Origin of the sequence: Alkalihalobacterium alkalinitrilicum (genome assembly GCF_002019605.1) — a bacterium.
Lineage (GTDB): Bacteria > Bacillota > Bacilli > Bacillales > Bacillaceae_F > Alkalihalobacterium > Alkalihalobacterium alkalinitrilicum.
Genome location: NZ_KV917368.1, coordinates 1,503,556 through 1,523,628 on the forward strand (window position 1 = coordinate 1,503,556; position 20,073 = coordinate 1,523,628).

General features: G+C 34.5%; 16 protein-coding genes. 2 read left to right on the forward strand and 14 right to left on the reverse strand.

The window, feature by feature from the left end; translation table 11 throughout:
- Positions 1-54: 54 nt before the first annotated feature.
- The 12 genes from BK574_RS07085 to BK574_RS07140 all read right to left on the reverse strand — a co-directional run bounded on the left by BK574_RS07085 (position 55) and on the right by BK574_RS07140 (position 13,767).
- Positions 55-576 (reverse strand): TRAP transporter small permease, encoded by a 522-nt coding sequence (locus BK574_RS07085; protein WP_158211573.1) that lies wholly within the window; start codon positions 574-576, stop codon positions 55-57.
- 25 nt (positions 577-601) lie between these two features.
- Complete coding sequence (locus tag BK574_RS07090; RefSeq protein ID WP_075387692.1) at positions 602-1,918, reverse strand: TRAP transporter large permease; 1,317 nt, start codon at positions 1,916-1,918, stop codon at positions 602-604.
- A 53-nt stretch (positions 1,919-1,971) separates the two neighbouring features.
- Positions 1,972-3,141, reverse strand: a complete 1,170-nt coding sequence (locus BK574_RS07095) for a type 2 periplasmic-binding domain-containing protein (RefSeq protein ID WP_078428096.1) — start codon at positions 3,139-3,141, stop codon at positions 1,972-1,974.
- 594 nt (positions 3,142-3,735) lie between these two features.
- Positions 3,736-4,899 (reverse strand): type 2 periplasmic-binding domain-containing protein, encoded by a 1,164-nt coding sequence (locus BK574_RS07100; RefSeq protein WP_158211574.1) that lies wholly within the window; start codon positions 4,897-4,899, stop codon positions 3,736-3,738.
- A gap of 876 nt (positions 4,900-5,775) precedes the next feature.
- Positions 5,776-6,375, reverse strand: coding sequence for a response regulator (locus BK574_RS07105; RefSeq protein ID WP_078428098.1), 600 nt, complete (start codon positions 6,373-6,375; stop codon positions 5,776-5,778).
- The gene (locus BK574_RS07110; RefSeq protein WP_158211575.1) at positions 6,372-7,505 is read right to left on the reverse strand and encodes a sensor histidine kinase; all 1,134 of its coding nucleotides are present in this window, start codon (positions 7,503-7,505) and stop codon (positions 6,372-6,374) included. The genes BK574_RS07105 and BK574_RS07110 overlap by 4 nt, the downstream gene beginning before the upstream one ends.
- Positions 7,506-7,722: 217 nt before the next feature.
- Positions 7,723-8,742, reverse strand: coding sequence for a Delta(5) desaturase DesA (gene desA, locus BK574_RS07115; RefSeq protein WP_078428099.1), 1,020 nt, complete (start codon positions 8,740-8,742; stop codon positions 7,723-7,725).
- Positions 8,743-9,137: 395 nt separating this feature from the next.
- Positions 9,138-10,475: a CitMHS family transporter gene (locus tag BK574_RS07120; RefSeq protein ID WP_078428100.1), complete on the reverse strand. Its 1,338-nt coding sequence runs from the start codon at positions 10,473-10,475 to the stop codon at positions 9,138-9,140.
- A gap of 206 nt (positions 10,476-10,681) precedes the next feature.
- Positions 10,682-11,386 carry a response regulator gene (locus tag BK574_RS07125; RefSeq protein WP_078428101.1) on the reverse strand — a complete coding sequence of 235 codons (705 nt, stop codon included), beginning with the start codon at positions 11,384-11,386 and terminating at the stop codon, positions 10,682-10,684.
- A gap of 13 nt (positions 11,387-11,399) precedes the next feature.
- Entirely contained in the window at positions 11,400-13,049 is a 1,650-nt protein-coding gene (locus tag BK574_RS07130) for an ATP-binding protein (RefSeq protein WP_078428102.1), read from the reverse strand.
- Positions 13,050-13,219: 170 nt separating this feature from the next.
- The gene (locus BK574_RS07135; protein ID WP_078428103.1) at positions 13,220-13,513 is read right to left on the reverse strand and encodes a DUF6509 family protein; all 294 of its coding nucleotides are present in this window, start codon (positions 13,511-13,513) and stop codon (positions 13,220-13,222) included.
- 68 nt (positions 13,514-13,581) lie between these two features.
- Entirely contained in the window at positions 13,582-13,767 is a 186-nt protein-coding gene (locus BK574_RS07140) for a hypothetical protein (RefSeq protein WP_075389385.1), read from the reverse strand.
- Between the two features lie 329 nt (positions 13,768-14,096).
- On the opposite strand from BK574_RS07140, the gene BK574_RS07145 reads away from it, so the two are divergent.
- Together BK574_RS07145 and BK574_RS07150 are read left to right on the forward strand one after the other, a co-directional pair.
- Positions 14,097-14,516: a hypothetical protein gene (locus tag BK574_RS07145; RefSeq protein WP_078428104.1), complete on the forward strand. Its 420-nt coding sequence runs from the start codon at positions 14,097-14,099 to the stop codon at positions 14,514-14,516.
- Positions 14,517-14,690: 174 nt separating this feature from the next.
- A complete protein-coding gene (locus tag BK574_RS07150) occupies positions 14,691-16,274 on the forward strand; it encodes a bifunctional metallophosphatase/5'-nucleotidase (protein WP_078428105.1) in 1,584 nt (527 codons plus the stop codon).
- 349 nt (positions 16,275-16,623) lie between these two features.
- On the opposite strand, the gene shc is transcribed toward BK574_RS07150, so the two are convergent.
- Together shc and BK574_RS07160 are read right to left on the reverse strand one after the other, a co-directional pair.
- Positions 16,624-18,501: a squalene--hopene cyclase gene (gene shc, locus BK574_RS07155; RefSeq protein ID WP_078428106.1), complete on the reverse strand. Its 1,878-nt coding sequence runs from the start codon at positions 18,499-18,501 to the stop codon at positions 16,624-16,626.
- Between the two features lie 194 nt (positions 18,502-18,695).
- Complete coding sequence (locus BK574_RS07160) at positions 18,696-19,835, reverse strand: dicarboxylate/amino acid:cation symporter (RefSeq protein WP_078428107.1); 1,140 nt, start codon at positions 19,833-19,835, stop codon at positions 18,696-18,698.
- Positions 19,836-20,073: the final 238 nt, after the last annotated feature.

Below are 20,073 nucleotides of genomic sequence, written 5' to 3' on the forward strand. Positions count from 1 at the left end.
CAACAGGTTTAAAAAGAGCCATTTTAAAAATAACTAAAGTTAAACAAAAGAAAGTTAAGTTGTTTTACTAGAAAAAGGATTTTTCATTAATTCTTTGATAATATTGAAAACTAACTCTATCATCAGAAGAGCAAACCCGATCGGAACTAAAAAGAGCACTGGGTAGAGAGGATACATTTTTCCACCTGCAGGAAATGTTACACCTGCTTGCAGCCCTTGAACCGCATATTTCCAAGAGTAATAAAAAATCAAAATCATCACGAATATCTCCAGAAACAGTAATAACATATTAATAATATACTGAGCTTTTTCTGATAGTTTTTCTACAAACATAGTAATTTTTGGCATTAATCCAGAAGAATACGTAATCGCTATTGCAGGAAAAACTGCAAGTGGCATTAAGTATCTTTGAATGATCTCATAGTTACCAGAGATAGAAGCGTTAAATAGGTTTCTCAGGGTTACATCTACGACGATAAATGCCATCATTAAAAATACAGCTACACCCGCAAGTACTAGTCCTCCATTTTTAATTTTAGTAAACCCTTTATATAGAGTGTCTATTTTTCCCTCCACTGTTTTCACATCCTTTTTCATAGATTTACATCGTACTAGGCAACCAAGTAATAATTTGTGGGAAAATTAATGCAATAGTAACAACCACTACAGTAACCGCAATTGCAAAAACCGTCGTATGTCTAAACAGTTTTTCAATTGGTGTTTTCGTCACACCTGAGACGGCATAAACGCATAATCCAACTGGAGGGGTTAACATACCAGCTGCTCCAACAACACTAATTAGAATCCCAAATTCTAGCGCTCCAAGTCCTGCCATCTCAGCTATAGGTAGCGTAATCGGAACTGTCATTAGGATGACAGCAGCCCCTTCAATAAACATAAATAAGAAGAAGTAAGCTACTAATAGAAGTATGATGACTAAAATAGGAGTAGATGCTAAAGGCTCCAATAATCCCATTAATTTTCTCGGTAGCATTGATAACGAAACAAATCTTGCAAAAACAGCTGCTCCAATCATAATGAATAAAACCATACATGTAATTTTAACCGTGCTGACAAAAGAATTTTTAATGAATGATTTATTGACTTTCCCTAATAAAAGCGCTGCTACTAAACTTACAAATGCCCCAACTCCACCTGCTTCGGTAGGAGTAAACACACCTGCATAAATCCCCCCAAAAATGGCACCCATAATAACAACACTTGCAACGATAGAAATCACATATTTCGACTTAGGAAAATCTTCTACAGTTGTAGTAGCTGCTACTTCGTTTACAGCCACCTTTTCTTTAGTAGAAAGTTTATACATAATCGAAGTACAAATCACTAAAACAAGTACTGTTAAGATACCTGGTATAATAACCGCCATAAATAATGAACCAACTGGGGTTTGCGTAATCGCGCCATAAATAATTAACCCAATCGAAGGCGGTATTAACGTGGAGAGAGTTCCCGCAGAGGCGGCAATTGCCCCTGCGAGATCCTCGGAATATCCATGTTTTTTTAATTCTGGAACAGAAATTTGACCTAGTGTTGCTGAAATAGCAGTTGCAGATCCAGAAACAGCCCCTAAAAATCCTCCCAGAATGATTGTAAATACTCCTAAAATCCCTGGCTTACCACGAGATAGTTTAAATACTAAGTGATACAAATATTTAACTATATCCGAGTGCATAATAAACTGTGACATTAAGACAAATAGTGGAATTGTTGTTAGTGCATAACTTGCTACCCTTGCAAATGGATCCGTTTGTAATATACCTGTAAGTGGACCAATACCACCGAGTAAGAATATTCCTAAAATCCCTGTCACTAAAAGAACCGTACCTATTTGCAATCCTAATAGTAAGAGGGCAATAAATACTATGAAAAATATCGTCAACATTATTGGATCTGCCAAGGAAGATTCACCTCCATATAGTAAAACTTTTTATAGCTTTCTATGCCATTAGATTATTCGATCTCTTTAATCTTTTCTGGTACATCTCCACCAGCTTCAATAATCAAATCTCTCCAAAGCTTTGCAACTTCTTTTCCTGGCGAACCTTGCTCTTCAAGTAAATCAATCCAACTGAACCAAGTTTTTTCCATCGCTGCCATGATATGATCTCTTGTTTCGTCATTTAAATCGTTAATCGTTTCAAAAACAACTTCTCCTTCAACCAGTTCACGAACTTCAATATCTGTTGCTAACATATAGTCATTAGCTTCTTGTGCTATTTGTAGTTCCTTTGCGGCTGTATCCATAATTTCTTGGATATCAGCTGGTAAGCTATCCCACTTTTCTTGTGTCATTCCGAATACTGAAGTAAAGTGGCCAATGTTTGCGCCTTCAAGCACATACTTTATTAAATCTTGGAAACCCCACGATAACCAATCCCCGACACTCATTAAGTTACCGTCTAATGCCCCACGACTTAACGCATCATATGAATCGGTTTGTGGCATACTGATTGATGTAGCTCCAAGATTATTAACAAACATTTCACTTAATCGTGAACCTGTACGAATTCTAGCATTGTTAAAATCAGCAGGAGATTTAAATTCCTTTCCTACCGTATTAATAACATATGGTTCACCTGCATTCATTGCCCAAACTTTTAAACCATTGGCTTCCATCTCTAGCTCATAGAACGTTTTACCATCTTGTAATTCACGGTCACTATACACGAGGTTATGGTAAGCATTATTCACAACTTCTGTTCCTGAAACCGTTAAAGGAATCATCGTAATTTCTGATAACGGAAAACGGTGCGGGTCATACAGGTGCATGACTGGTAATGCAAGATCAATCGTCCCTGCATTTAATGCATCAAATTCGCCACCAAGAGGAACCAATTCCCCTCCTGTATAAAGATCAAATTGAACACGACCATTTGATTCTTCTTCGACTCTTTCCATCCAACCATATATGAACGATTCTAACCAAACATGTTGAGCTGGTAATCCCGTTGAGGCACGGATAACAATTGTCTCTTCTGTTTGATTATTTCCTTCATTGTTAGCATCGCTTTCATTATTTTCACTAGATGGTGTTGATGATTGGTTAGATGAACATCCAATCACTAGTAAAGCAATTAAAGAAAGTACAGTTAATAAAAATCCATGTTTCATTTTTCTCATAAGTAACCCCCCACTTATGTAATATTTTAAATATTCAGACTTCAATACCGAAACGATTTTCTTTTTTGCAGAAAAATAACATACGTTTTGGTAAGCGCTTTCAAACAGGTTAGTTTTTTAATTGCTAACCTTTCATAGTGAGGGTTTTTATTATGACACCATTAACTGCTTGAACGAGAACACCTTCAAGTACTCTTTTATTCTTAAAATATTGCTATAAAGTTAAGAGGAGTTATTAGCTTCACCACTATTTAACCTTAAAACGATTTTTCAATACAGCACCTAGTTACTCTGAATGACTTCCATTGAAGAAATCCCCCCTTAAAATAGTATAAATTACTTTTTTTATTAATTATTAAACTTTGTAAGCTTAACTTTCATGATTTATTATTCTTCAATGAAATAAATATACCTTTTTTTCGTGAAAAAATTTAATCTTTTAATGAACATTAAAGTGACTTTTGAGTTAATATGAAAGGTTAGTAATATATCACTCAATCTTTTATAGTTTTGAACAGGAAAAAAGGAATGATTATAGTTCCTTTTTTCTTGTTCTAACTTATAAAATCAAACTAGAGATATACCTATTTACCTCTATTCAATTTCTTTAATTTTGTCTGGTACATCTCCACCAGCTTCAATAATTAAATCTCTCCAAAGCTTTGCAACTTCTTTTCCAGGAGAACCTTGTTCGTCTACCATTTCAATCCAATCGAACCACGTTTTTTCCATCGCTTGCATAATATGTTCTCTTGTTTCGTCATTTAAATCGTCAAGAGTTTCAAATTCAACTTTGCCTTCAACTAAATCACGATTAATTTGATCCGCTTCAACCATACGTGCTACAGTCGGTTCAGCTAATTGTAATTCTTTAGCTGCTGATTCTAATATTTCTTGTATATCTGAAGGTAAGCTATTCCATTTCTCTTCTGTCATACCGAATACTGCTGTATAGTGTCCAATGTTTGCGCCCTCTAAAGAATATGCAAATAAGTCTTGGAAGCCCCATCCATCCCAGTCACAAATACAAAGAAGGTTACCATCCAATGCACCTCGGCTTAAAGCATCATAAGATTCTGTTTGTGGCATGGTAATTGACGCTGCACCTACGTTGTTAAGAAACATCTCACTTACACGTGCTCCAGCTCGAATTCTAATATTATTAAAGTCTTCTGGTGTTTCAAAACGTTTACCTGTTGTCGCAAGCGTATATGGGTCACCTGCATTTACAGCCCATACTTTTAAGCCTTGTGGTTCAAATTCTAACTCATAAAATGTCTTACCATCTTGCAATTCATGATCACCATAGACAAGATTGTAGTATGCATTATTTACTATTTCTGCACCCGAATCTGTTAATGGGATCATAGTAATTTCTGATAACGGAAAACGCCCTGGATCATAAAGGTGCATTACTGGTAAAGCAACATCAATCGTACCCGCATTTAATGCATCTAATTCTCCACCAAGCGGTACTAATTCTCCACCCGTATAGAGTTCAAATTGTAGACGCCCATTTGAGTCTTCTTCTACTCGTTCCATCCAGCTATAAAGGTATGACTCTAGCCAAACATGGTGAGCAGGTAAGCCAGATGAAGCACGTAATACTATTGTTTCTTCAGATTGATTGCTTCCTTCACTGTCGTTACCACCAGTGTTTTCACTTGAAGATGATGATTGGTTAGATGAACAGCCGACCACAACTAAAGAAAGTACAGTAAGAACCATTAATAATAGACTATTTTTCATTTTTTTCATAAGTAACCCCCCACTGAGCATAATATTTGAAATATTCAGAAACTTAAAACTGAACTAACTACTTATCTTACTGTGAAACTAACTCGTTTTGCGGAAGCGTTTACAAATTACGTGATTGGTAAATCTCTTCATGGCAAATGAACTATTTGGTGAACTATTAAATATTTTTCTGAGAATAGAGTATAGTATTTTCTAAATATTTTAGCGATATTCTTTTCGTCATATTTTGAGATCTTTCACTAAATCTTTACAAACGCTTTTCGCTTTCTACAACTAGTAACTACGACAATTTACTCTCCTAACGGATATCCCCTCCTATTAATAATATAAATTACATACTTATATAAAAGATTTAACTTTCATATTTTTATTATTCTTCAAAGAAATAGTAATCCCTTTTTTGTTGTGAAAAAAAATTTAATTTTTAAATCTATATTTAATTATAAAGGGTTTTCTCCAGCATTACTGAAAATGGAACAAATTTTTTCATTTTTTTTAAAGATATATTTGTCCAAAAAAACCACTCCTCTCAATTAGTAAAATAAATTACTGATAAATACTTATTTATTACCAATACTAAATTCCCCTATTACCACTTTTAGTGTAATTTAAACAATAGAATTAAATATTAATTCAATTACAAAATATAAATTTAATGAAATTACAAAAAAATAAAGGGATAACCTTATACTATTAAAATAAATTATAAAGGTAGTACCCTATGTATTAATAAAATTTTTATTGAAATTTAATGATTATTTTATTAGAATGACCAAACAATATCAAGAGTTTTTTGAAAATTAAATATTTTATTTTTCCATTTGAGTGTGCTATTTATTTGTATTTAAATAAAAGGAGAATCAAATAGATCCTCCTTCATTTAAACCATCCTTTTTCTTTTGACTGTGTAATTGCTTCAATTCTGTTTTTCACTTCAAGTTTATCTAATATTGTAGAAATATAGTTCCGAACCGTTCCTGTTTTAATGCTGAGCTCATCCGCAATTTCCTTCGTGTTTTTTCCGTCTGCAATCAATTCTAATACAGCTTTTTCTCTCTCTGTTAAAGGGTTTCCCTCACTGTATAGGTCGTCCATTAGTTCTGGTGCGTATATCCGTTTACCTGCCATAACACTTCGAATAGAACTAGCTAACGCTTCACTAGGGCTATCCTTTAATAAATAACCACTCACTCCTGCTTTTAACGCACGTTGAAAATATCCCGAACGAGCAAACGTTGTTAAAATGATTACTTTACACTGTAGTATTTTCAGTTCTTCTGCAGCCTCTAGTCCACTTTTTTCAGGCATTTCAATATCCATAATACAAATATCAGGTTTATACTCATTGACTAGATCTATAGCTTCTTGACCGTTGGTAGCCTTACCCACCACTTCCATATCATCTTCTAAATTCAGCAATGAACCTAATGCACCTAATAACATTCTCTGGTCTTCAGCAATAACGATTCGTATCATAGGCGTTCCTCCTCCGTCTGCTTGATAACATTTGGGACTCTCATCGTAATCGTCGTTCCATTTTCTGAGACGATATCCAAACTTCCATTTACAAATTCTAAACGCTCTCTCATACCTTGGATACCGCTTCCCTTATACAAATCTTGCTCCTCATTAATACCGACACCGTTATCTTTTACTTTAATACAAATTTCATTGGGATGCTGCTCTATTGAAATATAACAAACCGTAGCTTGACTATGTTTAACAACGTTTGTGACCGATTCTTTCATACACATACTTAAAATGTTCTCAACAAAAAGAGATACATTGGTTAGCTGAACGTCTCTATCATATTCAAAATCAATCTGAGCTGCTTTTAGAATTTGCTTAACATGAACAATTTCTTCTTTTATACGAATACCGCGCATTTGCGATACCATTTTTCGTACTTCATTCAATGCCGTTCTTGCGGTTTGTTGGACATCGTTTAATTCATTTCTAGCTTGTTCAGGGTCTTTGTCGATTAACTTCCTGGCCAAGTCGCTCTTCAAACCAATAAGAGAAAGTTTTTGACCGAGTGTGTCATGTAAGTCACGGGCAATCCGTTGACGTTCTTCTTGCTTTACCAACTCCGCAATTCTTTTATTTGCATCTTCAAGCTTTTCTTCTAATTGGTCTTGCTTTTTGCGATTATAAAGGTTAAATGGAAGAAGAATTACACTAATCAACACAATAATAATAAAAGGTATTTGTTTTAAAAATAAATCCCCTTTTATTAAGATATTGTAATTAATCGCTATCATCGTAAATACCAAGTGAATGATATACAAAGTAAGAAAAGCCACTCGATTTCTTATATTACCGTTATAGTACGCAATATAGAAAGCAAAATAAATAAATTGAAACAAAATGGTCATTGTTATTGATATAGCAATTAGAATACAGGTCCAAACGTACACAGGCCATTTTTGTGACATAAACGCAAAACGATACGAGACAAAAAACATAATCGTAAGCGTGATACCTGTAATTATTGCAGGGGTGGAGGAAGATTGAAAAACAAAATAAAACGGTAGAATACTAAAACTACTCCAAATATAAGGAGATATTCCTGAGTTTTTTTGAAAAAATTTTAGCTTATTTATCATGTAAGGACCCTCATTTTTACAGTATCTTCCTCGTTATCTTACCATAAAGAGAAACTTTACTCAGTGGGGGTTCCATATCCCCCATAGAATATTTTGAATAGGACTCATTGTAAACAATTTGACTTTAAAAAAATGACCTCTTCTTTTTAAACACTAAAAGCGTTTAAAAAGAGGAGGTAATGATATTGGATAACAACTAACAAAATAACAGCCGTTATTATTGTACTTTAACTTTTGGATTAACTTGTACGTCTTTAATCTCATTAAACGCAATGAACTTTTTATTGTTCTCATCCCAAAGACGAAAACGAAGTGATTTCAGACTTGAGCCGATCGTAATTGTTTGTACTTCTTGTAATGCTTGGTGTTTGTTATGAACTTCTTCAAGTTTATAGTTAGGAACTCTTGGGCTTAAGTGATGGATATGGTGAAAACCGATGTTCCCTGTTAACCATTGCAACACCTTTGGCAGTTTATAATACGAACTACCCTCTAATGCCGCTTTCACGTAGTCCCATTCGTCCTCATTTTCAAAGTAAGAGTCTTCAAATTGATGTTGAACATAAAATAACCAAATACCTAATGAGCCTGAAATTAAGAAAATTGGTCCTTGTATCAAAAGGAACGCCTGCCAACCAATTGCCCAACATAAAACGGCGATAATAGATACAATGGAAAAGTTTGTTAAATAGGTGTTCAATCGTTCTTTCATTCGAGCATTTTTCATGTTAAATCGATACTCAATTAAGAAGATATATATGGGACCTAATACAAACATAACAAACGGGTTTCGATATAAACGGTAAGCAATTCTTTTCAATATAGATGCAGATACGTATTCATCCACTGTTAGAACCCATACATCACCTGTTCCACGTTTATTTAGATTACTGCTTGTCGCATGATGTACAGAATGACTGTGCTTCCATTGTTCGTAAGGACAAAATGTCATAATCCCAGTAATAGTTCCAAGAATCTGGTTCGCCCGACGATTTTTAAAAAATGATTGATGACAACAATCATGAAAAATAATAAATATCCGTACTAAAAATCCAGCTGCAATTGTACATAGGATGAACGTAAGAACATATGAAACGGAAAGACTAGCATATGCAAGGACCCATAGGACAAAAAAAGGTACCATCGTATTTACGATTTGCCATACACTTGTCTTCGTATTTGATTTTTCAAAGGGGGCAAGTTGCTTTCTTAAGTGTTTATGGTTTTGATTTCCCATTGTTTTTAATCACTTCCTCTTTTTCATTTGTTTGTATCTTTAGGATAAATGAAAGTGAGGAAACGTTGTAGTCATAGCTGTCATGTAAAAAACATGATAAATGTCATGTATGTAGAGTAGAACGTTTACAGTTATTGAAGAAAAACCCAAAAATATTTATAAAGTTATCATGAACGAAACTAGCCCCTTACTCGTAAGTTCGTAGGTTAATTTGGTTAGACTGAATTACTACAAAAAACCCAAACCAAATCAGAGCTACATTACGGAAGGAGCTAGTTTATTATGAAGGATAACACAAAATACGTAGGTTGTCTTGAAGTGGAGATATTACTGCCGTTGTTGTGAGATTAAAAACAGGCTAACTGTGAAGTCAGCCTGTAATATATTTTTTCTTCTTATAGTTGAATAATTCCAATTAATATAGCTACTACAAGTAATACTATACTAAAACCCCACACCCAGAAAAACGAATAACGAATATGTTTTCCCATCTCAAGTCCAGCTAAACCAAGCGCTAACCAAAGAGCAGGTGAAAACGGGCTGACGAAAGTTCCTATAATATTACCAATTACCATTGCATAGGCTGCAGATACTGTATCTACTCCGTAACTTGTTACAATTTGTTCTACTACTGGTAGGAGGGCAAAATAGTACGCATCTGTATTTAATACTAATTCAAAAGGTACTCCTAATACACCAATGATTAAGTGCAAATACGGTACAATAAACTCAGGCAAAATCATAACCAGGTCCGTTGCTAGGGCATCTAACATCCCTGTACCTCCTAATATTCCTAGAAACGACCCTGCCGCGAGAATAATTGTTGCCATCAAAAGCGCATTTGGTGCATGTGCTTTTATACGTTGCATTTGTTCATCTACTGTGTGGTAATTCAGTGGTAACGCAATACTGAGTGCAATCATAAATACAAACCCAGCTGGAATAATACCCCAAACTAACATACCGACCAAACCTATAGTAAGTAATAAATTAAACCAAAGAAGCTTTGGACGTGCAAGAGTATTTTCTTTCTTTGGTAGCTCTGAAGCACTTTGGCTTTCTGTTAACTCATACGCAGCTGCTGCTTCTATACTTGCGCTTTCTGTTTCAACCATTTTTGCAATACGCCTTTTTTCTCTTATTCCTAAAATAATGGCCATTCCTATTAATAGAATCATAGCGATAATTTGTAAAGGGATAAGTGGTCTCCATAACTCAGTCGGATCCATTCCGAGCACTGCACCTGTACGTCCTATAGGTCCACCCCATGGAACCATATTAATAATACTTGCACTCGTTCCTACTAAAAGTAAAAGTAAATAGGGGCTCATGTTTAAACGTTTATATAATGGAAGAAGGGCTGGTATTGTGATCAGAAACGTTGAAGCTCCCGACCCATCTAGATGAGCAATCGCAGCAATAATTACAGTTGCCACGGCAACAGCAATTACATCACCGCGAGAAATCGCAATCATTTTATTAATGATAGGATCAAATAATCCAGCATCTTGCATAATTCCAAAATATAGTATCGCAAAGATAAACATGATAACGACGCTCATTACACGGTCAATCCCATTCGTAAAGAACCCCCCGATTTCAGTCATACCAAATCCCGCGATTAACGCACCAATAATTGGAACGAGAACAAGACCTATTATCGGATTAATTCTCCCTCTTAAAAGTAAAAATACAATCGTAATAATTGTCGCAAATCCTATTATACTAAGCATATGTTCTCATCCTTTCTAGTAAGCAATTGATGTATAAAAAAATAATAAGAATCAATGTATAAAATAACAAAAATGTAAAACGCTTACAATCGGTAGTGGAGATAATAGAATAATCCCTCTATTCAAATTAACATAATTTGAATAGAGGGATTATATTATGAACATAAGCTCATTATTGATCATTATGCGAATTTTGTTCATTTTGTTTACGTTAGTAGATAACGTCGTTCAGGTCTACCGACGTCACCATATTTTAATTTTGCCTCAACTTCTTTTACAGAAACGAGAAACTCTAAATAACGTCTTGCAGTTGAGCGGCTAGCACCAATTTGGTGACCTAATTCAACAGCCGTTAATCCCGTTGCTTGATTTTGTTTCATAATATTTTTAATTTTATCAAGTGTAATTGCATCTATTCCTTTAGGTAATTCCATTATTCCTGTTGATTTAGAAGAAAATGATGTATGAATTGATCCTGTTAACTGATCAATATCTTCTTGTTCCACTTCTTCCTTCGACTTAAGAAATTGTCGATGTTCTCTATACCTTTTTAATGTCTGTTCAAATCGTTCAAACTCAACAGGTTTAACAATATAATCGAAAATTCCACCCCTTAGTGCTTCTTCGACTGTCGATACTTCCTTTGCAGCAGTGACCATAATGATATCAACCAGACGAAACCTTTTACGAATTTCCCAAAATAAATTCAACCCCACTACATCTGGTATATAAACATCTAGGAAAATTAAATCAGGTAAATGATGTCTATTTTTTAAGTAGTCTAAAGTTTCTTCCCCTGTTTTAACGATCGTTTGCACAACAAACCCATCGACTTTATTTACATACTGACGTGTGATATCAGCAACCCTAAAGTCGTCTTCTACAATTAAAACTTCAAATATTTCTCTCAAAGTATACTCCCCCCTATATATCTTTATCTTTTGGTATGATTACCACAAAACAAGCTCCGCTCATTTCACCTTCTTCAAGAAATATTTCGCCATTGATTTCTGATAAAACTTGTTTAGTTAGGGCCAGTCCAATCCCACGATTTGAACCCTTTTTTGTTGTAAAGCCAAAACTGAATATTTTATCAGCAAGTTCTTCTGGGACGCCTAGTCCTGAATCTTCTATTTCGAATACAATGTTATCACCAACATCTGTAAAGAAAATTGAAATTTCTCGCGTTGAGGTAGGATTTAATTTGACCGCATCAATTGCATTCCCAATTAAATTGCCTAATACTGTTACAAGAGCGTCCCTTTTTTTGTTCGATAAAGAATACGTTAATTTACTCTCAGGATCGATTGTAATATGAATTTTTTGTTCGTTTGCCTGATTTAATTTCCCTAACAGGATAGCGTTAATGAGCGGATCTGGTACTTTCTCAATTAATAAACGAATCCATTCTTGCTGAATATTGTTTTCTTTCCGAATGAATTCTATCGCTTCTTTTTTCCGATCTAATTGAATGAGCCCTAATACAGTATACATTTTATTTGAAAATTCATGAGTTTGAGCTCTTAATGCATCGGCGTATTGCTTTATTCGAGTTAATTCTTTTGTTAAACGTTCAATTTCAGTTTTATTACGAATTGTAGATACAGCTCCGATTAACGTATCTTCATAATAGATCGGTACACGGTTTACATATACGATATGATTACCAATGATCATTTCTTTGTCAAATTGACTTTCTCCCTGATCGAGCACTTGATGTAGTTTGGAAGTAGGTAAAACCTCTAATATATGTTTGCCGATATAAAATTCAGGGTCTATATCTGTATTAGATAGCAATCGACCTGCTGCAGCATTAATCATAATAATCATCCCTTTACGGTTGACTGCAATAATTCCTTCATGTGTTGATTGTAAAATGGATTCCTTCTGTAAAAAAAGATGAGAAATTTCTTCTGGCTCTAAACCAAATAAGATTTTCTTTATATAATGTGCTATCGCAAAAGCTCCTACTAGTCCGAAACTAACAAGAAGTACTAAAAAAAACCAAAGTTCTTTACTATATCCTTTAATTATAGTTTGAACATCACTAACCATAAACCCTACTGAAACTACACCAATTATCTCTCCATTATCTGATATAATGGGAACTTTTCCTCTAATTGACTGTCCTAAACTCCCGACAGCTTTTGATACATATGACTGTCCATCGACTAATGCTGGGGCATTGTCTTCCCCTTTCATTTTACGGCCAATTTGGTCTGGATTAGGGTGAGAATAACGTATTTCATCTATATTTCCAACAACGATAAACTCAGCACCTGTAACTTCCCGTATAGGCTCGACTATCGGTTGAATGACAGCAGCTGGAACTTCATAATCAAATGCTCTTTTTAGATCAGGAATCAAGGCTACACTTTCCGCTACGCTTAATGCCCTTTCCCCTAATTCTTTTTCTAAAGTATCTGACACAAAATTATGTAAAAAGCCACCCATAATAGTGAACATTCCAATAATTAAAAGCCCAATAAGAATAATCATTTTCAATTTTAAATTAAGCTTAATGTTTGGTCTTAAAACAAACTTTTTTTCTTCGCTATTTTGAAAATGATCCAAATTAAAATTCCCCTTTAATGAATATTCTCTAAATATTAGAAATTTATCTAATGAAGCTAAAAAGACACTACTTTATAAATAGCGTCTTAAATCTGTATTCTTCATTCATATTGTGAATGCCAACTAGTTCTTTCTGCAATTTATACTTGAAAAACTAATTTGATCTATATTTAATTCAAAGGAGCTTCTACTTGTTGTCTACAATAGTTATTTATGATTTCTACTTCCTCTTCTTCCAAAGCAAAGTCAATATGTTCATTCGTTGTTTTTTCATGAATTTGATATTGAACGACTCTACCATCGTTTTCATGATATGCATAAATCACTCTTAAATATATTCCATTTTCATTATGTAGCTCATCATCTTCAGAAACAACAACATTTAGTGTGAATTCGTATCGATCTCCTACTAAAATTCCTGTTGTATCTGCAAGTTTTTCGACTGTATGTCCTGTAATTTCCATAAACATCTCCCTTTCTTGTTATAGTTTACGAAGTAGTCCTTTATTTTAAACTAAGTTCTAACAAAACACTATTTTAAAACCTTCTGTTTTTGCATAATTTGATATGATTTTTCAATAATATCTGTTAATACATCTCCCTTATAAATTCGACCAAGTTTTGTGTTTTCTTGATAATACTCTACAATCTCATCGAATTGATCTGATGTTTTTTTAGAAATTCTTACATTTAATTGAACCCTATTTTCTTCACCCATGCACATTTCCTCCTTCCATATTCAGAAGCGTCTCTTTGCTATCGTCTGCTAGCACTATGATAACTAATTGTTATTTTATATGATTTTTTGTAAAATGACCAATATTTTTGTTAATTTCTTGTCGAAAACTGAATATACTTATCAAACTTATGGTTATCCCCAATAAAAGCTCAAAGTATAGTAAAGAATCTATAACAAGAAGCATAAAACTGTTTTTTTACCAAAAGACTAACGGTACAACCGATAGCTCATTGTTCTGCATTAGCCTATTGTTCATAAAATGAGGACCATTTTATAAACGTTTTTTAAAGAGTCAAGGAGGTAATACCATGGATCAGTTTCGAGGAGATGCTCACAAATTCTATAAAAAAATAAAAAAGACGAGTGATAATAACCAAAACATTAATGAATTAAGAGAAATCGAAGAAATAAATAATATCCAAAGATTTTACGGAACACTTCCTATAAACGAATTAAAGATGATTCAATATCGAATGATCAAAGAACAGAATGGAAGTGGAATGTTTCCCATTTTGATCTCCATTCTACCGTGGCTTGGGTTAATATTTTCTAAACAAATTCAAAAAATTGCAGAGAAAAATATTTATTTTATTTATATTTTCCTTACTTTGTTTACTTGTTTCGCACTTATTTTTATTTTACTACATTATCGTGAAAAAGCTTGGGCGTCATTACACACCGAAATTCTTAAAGATATGATTGACAATCATGAAAAAAAGGAAATGTAAATGAGTAAAACTAGATGAACTGATTGCATGAACATTACGTCGACATTAACTATCATTATCGATATAATTGCGATATCAAATTTGTCATCTTTCACCGTTAATATTAAAAGACTATTCTATAATTAAAGGAGATTTAGCATTTTGACTCAATGATTAAAGAAAGGAAGTGTACACATGTCGAATAAAATAACCATTTCTATTCTACTAACAAGCGATATTCACGGTAATATTCTCCCGATTAACTATGGGAACAACGATAAAAGCAATGTCGGATTGGCTCAACTATCCACTATCATACAGCAGCAAAAATCAAGTGATCGTAATCACATAGTTCTGATCGATAATGGGGACATCATTCAAGGTACACCGTTAACTTACTTTTATGCCAGGGTTTGTAATATTGGAATCAACCCTATGATATCTGTTATGAATTACATGGGATTTGATGCAGCGGTCCTAGGAAATCATGAATTTAACTATGGACAAGCTGTTTTACAAAAATCAATTAAAGACTCCAAATTCCCTTGGCTCTCTGCAAATATTCTACATAAAGAAACGAAACTCCCCTACTATGGTAAACCATATACAATTAAAATACTCGCAGATAATGTAAAAGTAGGCATATTAGGTTTAACAACAGATTACATACCAAATTGGGAAAACCCTAACCATATTAAAGATTTGAGCTTTGAAAATGTAGTAAAGGCCGCGAAAAAGTGGGTTCCATTTTTAAGAAACGAAGAAAAAGTGGATGTAGTTATTGTTTCCTACCACGGTGGCTTTGAACGCGACCTAGAAACAGGTGAGACTACTGAACACCTTACAGGAGAAAATCAAGGTTACCAGTTATGTCAAGAAGTTGAGGGAATTGATGTTTTGTTAACTGGCCATCAACATCGTTTTCTCACTGGGAAAGTTAATAATGTCAGCATTATCCAACCTGGTGATAAAGGACAAGCATTAGGCAAAGTACAACTTTTTTTGGAAAAGCAAATCGATAAATGGGAAATTGTTGGGAAATCATCTGAGTTAATTAAAGTTGATGAGTTAACAGAACCTGACCCTAAAGTTATTGAACTGACTAAAACATTTGAAGAGAAGACACAGGCGTGGCTAGATCAACCTATTGGAAAAATTCAAGGAGATATGCTGATTAACAACCCATTGGAAATTCGAACAAAAGATAATGCATTAATTGAATTTATAAATAAAGTACAAATGGATATTGCTAAAGTTGACATTTCAAACACGGCCTTATTTTCAGACCAATCTCCTGGATTACACTCAGATGTAACAATGAGGGACATTGTATCAAATTATATTTACCCTAACACGTTAAAAGTTTTAAAAATAACAGGCAAAGATATGAAAGATGCACTTGAACGTTCAGCCTCTTATTTCGCTCCCTATAATGGTAAAGACATCGAAGTAAACCTAGAGTTTACAACCCCAAAGCCTCAGCACTACAACTATGATATGTGGGAAGGAATTGAATACGAAATTAATATCTCTCGCCCTTTCGGTGAGAGAATCGTGCGCCTAACCTACAAAGGAGAACCTATTGATTTTGATAAAGAATATCACGTTGTAATGAATAATTACCGAGCTGGTGGCGGTGGTGATTATGCGATGTTCCAAAATAAAGAAGTGGTCCAAGACATCCCACTTGATGTTTCTGAACTTCTCGCCAACTATATTTTAGAAAGAAAGGTCATTGAAGCGACAGTAAATCATAACTGGAAAGTCGTTCATGATTAGTGATAGTTCAATTCACATCAAACCATTGTGCTGGTACAAAGGGAACAAGCGTAATACAAAATCATCTGTTCCCTTTGTAATAAATATTTTTTCTTATTAATAATTTTCTTCGAATCCGTGATTATTTCCTCGACCAAACTCTAAACGCCGTACCCTTCGACTCAAACTCTCAACTTCTGATTCTAACCGAGATACACGTTGTGCAATACCTGTCGGTGGTACTGGTGTTGCTGGTGGTTGTGGTGGGAAAGGACTTGGTGGATAAGGAGCTGGGGTAAATCTCGGAATAGTAAGGACTTGACCAACAAATACTAGATTTGGGTTGATTATTGCATTAGCTAAGATAAACTTAATCTAAATACTTCTTTTTATATTTTGCAAGAGTTAGTAAAGCCCACGTATGATTTAAGCTATGGTAGTAAAAGTAAACACTACCTGGAATGCCTCCTCCTGTCGGGTAAACTGTCGTCCAATCATTTCTTTTTAGAGTATTTATTAAATAGTGAATACCACGATTAATTTCGTGGGTTGGTTTATCATTTATTTCAATGAGCATTTCCAATGCCCAAGCACTTTGGGTAGGAGTACTATGTTTGAGTGGAACGTATTTTTTTACAACATCACTATAACAAGATTCACCCCAACCCCCATCTTCATTTTGAATACTTAGCATCCACTGATTCGCTTTTCGAATGGCTGGGTCATAAGGGGATACACCAACAGCCAATAAACCTATAACAACTGCACTCGTGCCATGTGTATAAGAGATCCCCCATCTACCATACCAAGAACCATTTTTTTCTTGTTGTCTTTTTAACCAACGAATGGCTTTTTGTATGCGAAAATGTTTTTCGGTCTTACCACAATCATACCCCAAAAACTGAAGGACTCTTCCTGTTAAATCATTCGTTGAAGGATCAATAGCAAACTCTTTTGCTTCTTCAAAAGGAATCAATAAATTAATTATCCTTCGATTAAGATTTTTTTCGAAGGCTGGCCATCCCCCGTCATCATTTTGCATCATTAATACCCAATTCAACCCTTTATTCCAAGCATTACGAAACCTATTATTGTATACTGAACTTCTTTTTAACGCACGTAGAGCAATTGCGGTACAATCTACATCTGGATACATCGTATTTATGTCTGAAAAGCCCCAGCCACCTGGCTTGGCTTTCGGATTGCGAACAATCCAATCCCCTATTTGTAAATGTTGTCGAGAAAGTATATATTCGTTGGCTTTTTTGATTACTGAATTTGTTGGGAGTACGTTCGATTCTTGCAATGTAAAACTGATAATTGCCGTATCCCAAACTGTTGATGTTGCTGCCTGCAAATGATCCGCTTCATCGAATCTATAAACGAGCGACTTCAGCCCTTGTATTGCATTAACTATTATTTGAGATTGTTTTGTATAACCTAGTGAAATCATAGCAAAAATCATATAAATAGTTGCAGGGGCGTAACTGTAAAGCGTTCCATCGGGTTCAATTCGCTCCAACAAAAAGCTTTCTGTGGTTCTCATTGATTTTTTTAAGAGACGTTTTGACAATGGTGGAATTAACTTAGTAGGCAATGTTATCAGTTTTAAAAAAGACGTAAAGAGAGCTAGAGGATCTTTTGGGTGTTTTTTAATTGTATATAGATGATGAATATTGGGGGTATATTTGTTTTTTATTGAGAATCGTTTGTTGGCCATAATTATGATCGGAAGGAAATGAACACGTGCATGGCCAACAATGTCGTATTTATTAACGGGGAAGTTGTTCGGTAATAGAGTGAACTCAAGTGGTATACTTACACTTTTTGGCCAACGGATTTCACCGCTGATTGCAAGTAATACAAGCGTAAATAATTTGTTAACATTTCCTATCCCGCCTTTAGAACGAATAAATTGTTCAGCTTTTTTCATATTTTCGTCTTCACGATTTCGATGCTGAGAAAAAAGTAATCCATAGTATGCTTCGACGGTGGTCTCTAAATCACCGTCGCTATCGTAGCAAAGTTTCCAAGCACCATTTTCCGCTTGTTTACTTATAATCCGATTAGCTAATTGAGCAATCAGTTCTTCCTCTCCTTCAATTTCTAATAACCGTAATAAGATGATAAAATACACATCGGTTATTGGGCTTGCTTCTAAACTATACCCCCACGAACCATCGGATGATTGATCAATTTTTAGCTTATCTATAATGTTTTCAATACTAGACAATAGCTCTTCTTTCATCAATTTATAATACCTACTTTCTTCTGTTCCTCTTATATATCCATGTACCTATGTTATGTAACACATTAAGGGTGGTGAAGATCGCAAACAATTATGACCATGTATTGTTAAATTAAATTTATAGAATATAAAAAACTGACTAGTAGATGACCTCATCTGCTCTAGTCAGCTTTATTATAGGAATTAATTATCAATTACTTACTTGCCCATCTGTCAATTAGAACGTTAATAGCTCCATCCCCAGTCACATTGGTTGCTGTACCAAAACTATCTTGCGCCATATAAAGAGCAATCATTAATCCGATAGCAGCTTCATTAAATCCAAGCATCGATGTTAGCACACCTAATGCTGCCATAATAGCTCCGCCTGGAACTCCTGGGGCTGCAACCATAATTAAACCGAGCATGAATATAACGGGCATAAATTTTACAAAGGATGGATGTGGTAACTCGGGTGATAGAGACATTACGGCAATTGCACACATCACGATTGTAATTACACTTCCTGATAAATGAATCGTAGCACAAAGGGGCACACCGAAATTAGCAATATCCTCTTTTACTTCATTCTTCTTAACCGATTTTAATGTCACTGGTATGGTCGCCGCACTACTCATTGTTCCAATTGCGGTAAAGTAAGCGGGGAGCATATTCTTAATCAATCGGAGTGGATTTTTCTTAGTTACCACTCCAGCGATGATATATTGGATTACTAACCAGGTCCAATGAGTAACTATGGCTAAAACTAAAATGACACCGAATACCTTTAAAGTGGCAAACACTTCTCCTTCAGCAGCAAGTTCAGCAAAAATACCTGCAATATAGATAGGTAAAAATGGAATAATAATTTTCGTAATTACCATTTCAACAATGGCTTTTCCTTCATCAAAAAACTTTTTTAACCATTCTCCTCCTGTTTTGGCTACTCCAATTCCAAATACAAAAGCTGTCACTAAAGCTGTCACTACCCCCATTAATGGTGCAATTTCGAGATTAAGAAACGGTTCTAATGCTGATCCTTCAGCTACACTTCCTCCATCCGCTGTTAAAAAAGGAACGATGGTAATTGCCACTAGAAAAGCTAAGAAACCCGCAATGATCGTTGAAATGTACGCTGTTCCAACCGTCATACCAACGAGCCTCCCTGAGCTCTTCCCTAAGCCTGCAACTCCACTAGCAATGAAGAACAGTATGATAAATGGAATGATGAAACCGATAAAGCTACCGAAAAGAACTTTAAGTGTAATAAAAAAACGAATAAGAAACTCTGGACCAATTAGCCCTAGTACAATCCCAAAGATGATTCCAATGATTAATTTAAAAATTAATTTCATGTAAAATGCTCCTTCATTAAATTTGTACACTTGAAACACACATATGTATATCCCTATTTTACATAGTGCCCAATAATATTCAATGATTTTTTATGTTTTCAGAATAGTTATTTTTTATACTAACATAATGTATTAGGTTCATTTTTAATGTTTCCCTTATTATTAGTTAAAAAGAAACATACTACTCCATTTCAAGTTCCGATCCAAATTTACTGAAATATAATAAAAAAGAACAAGC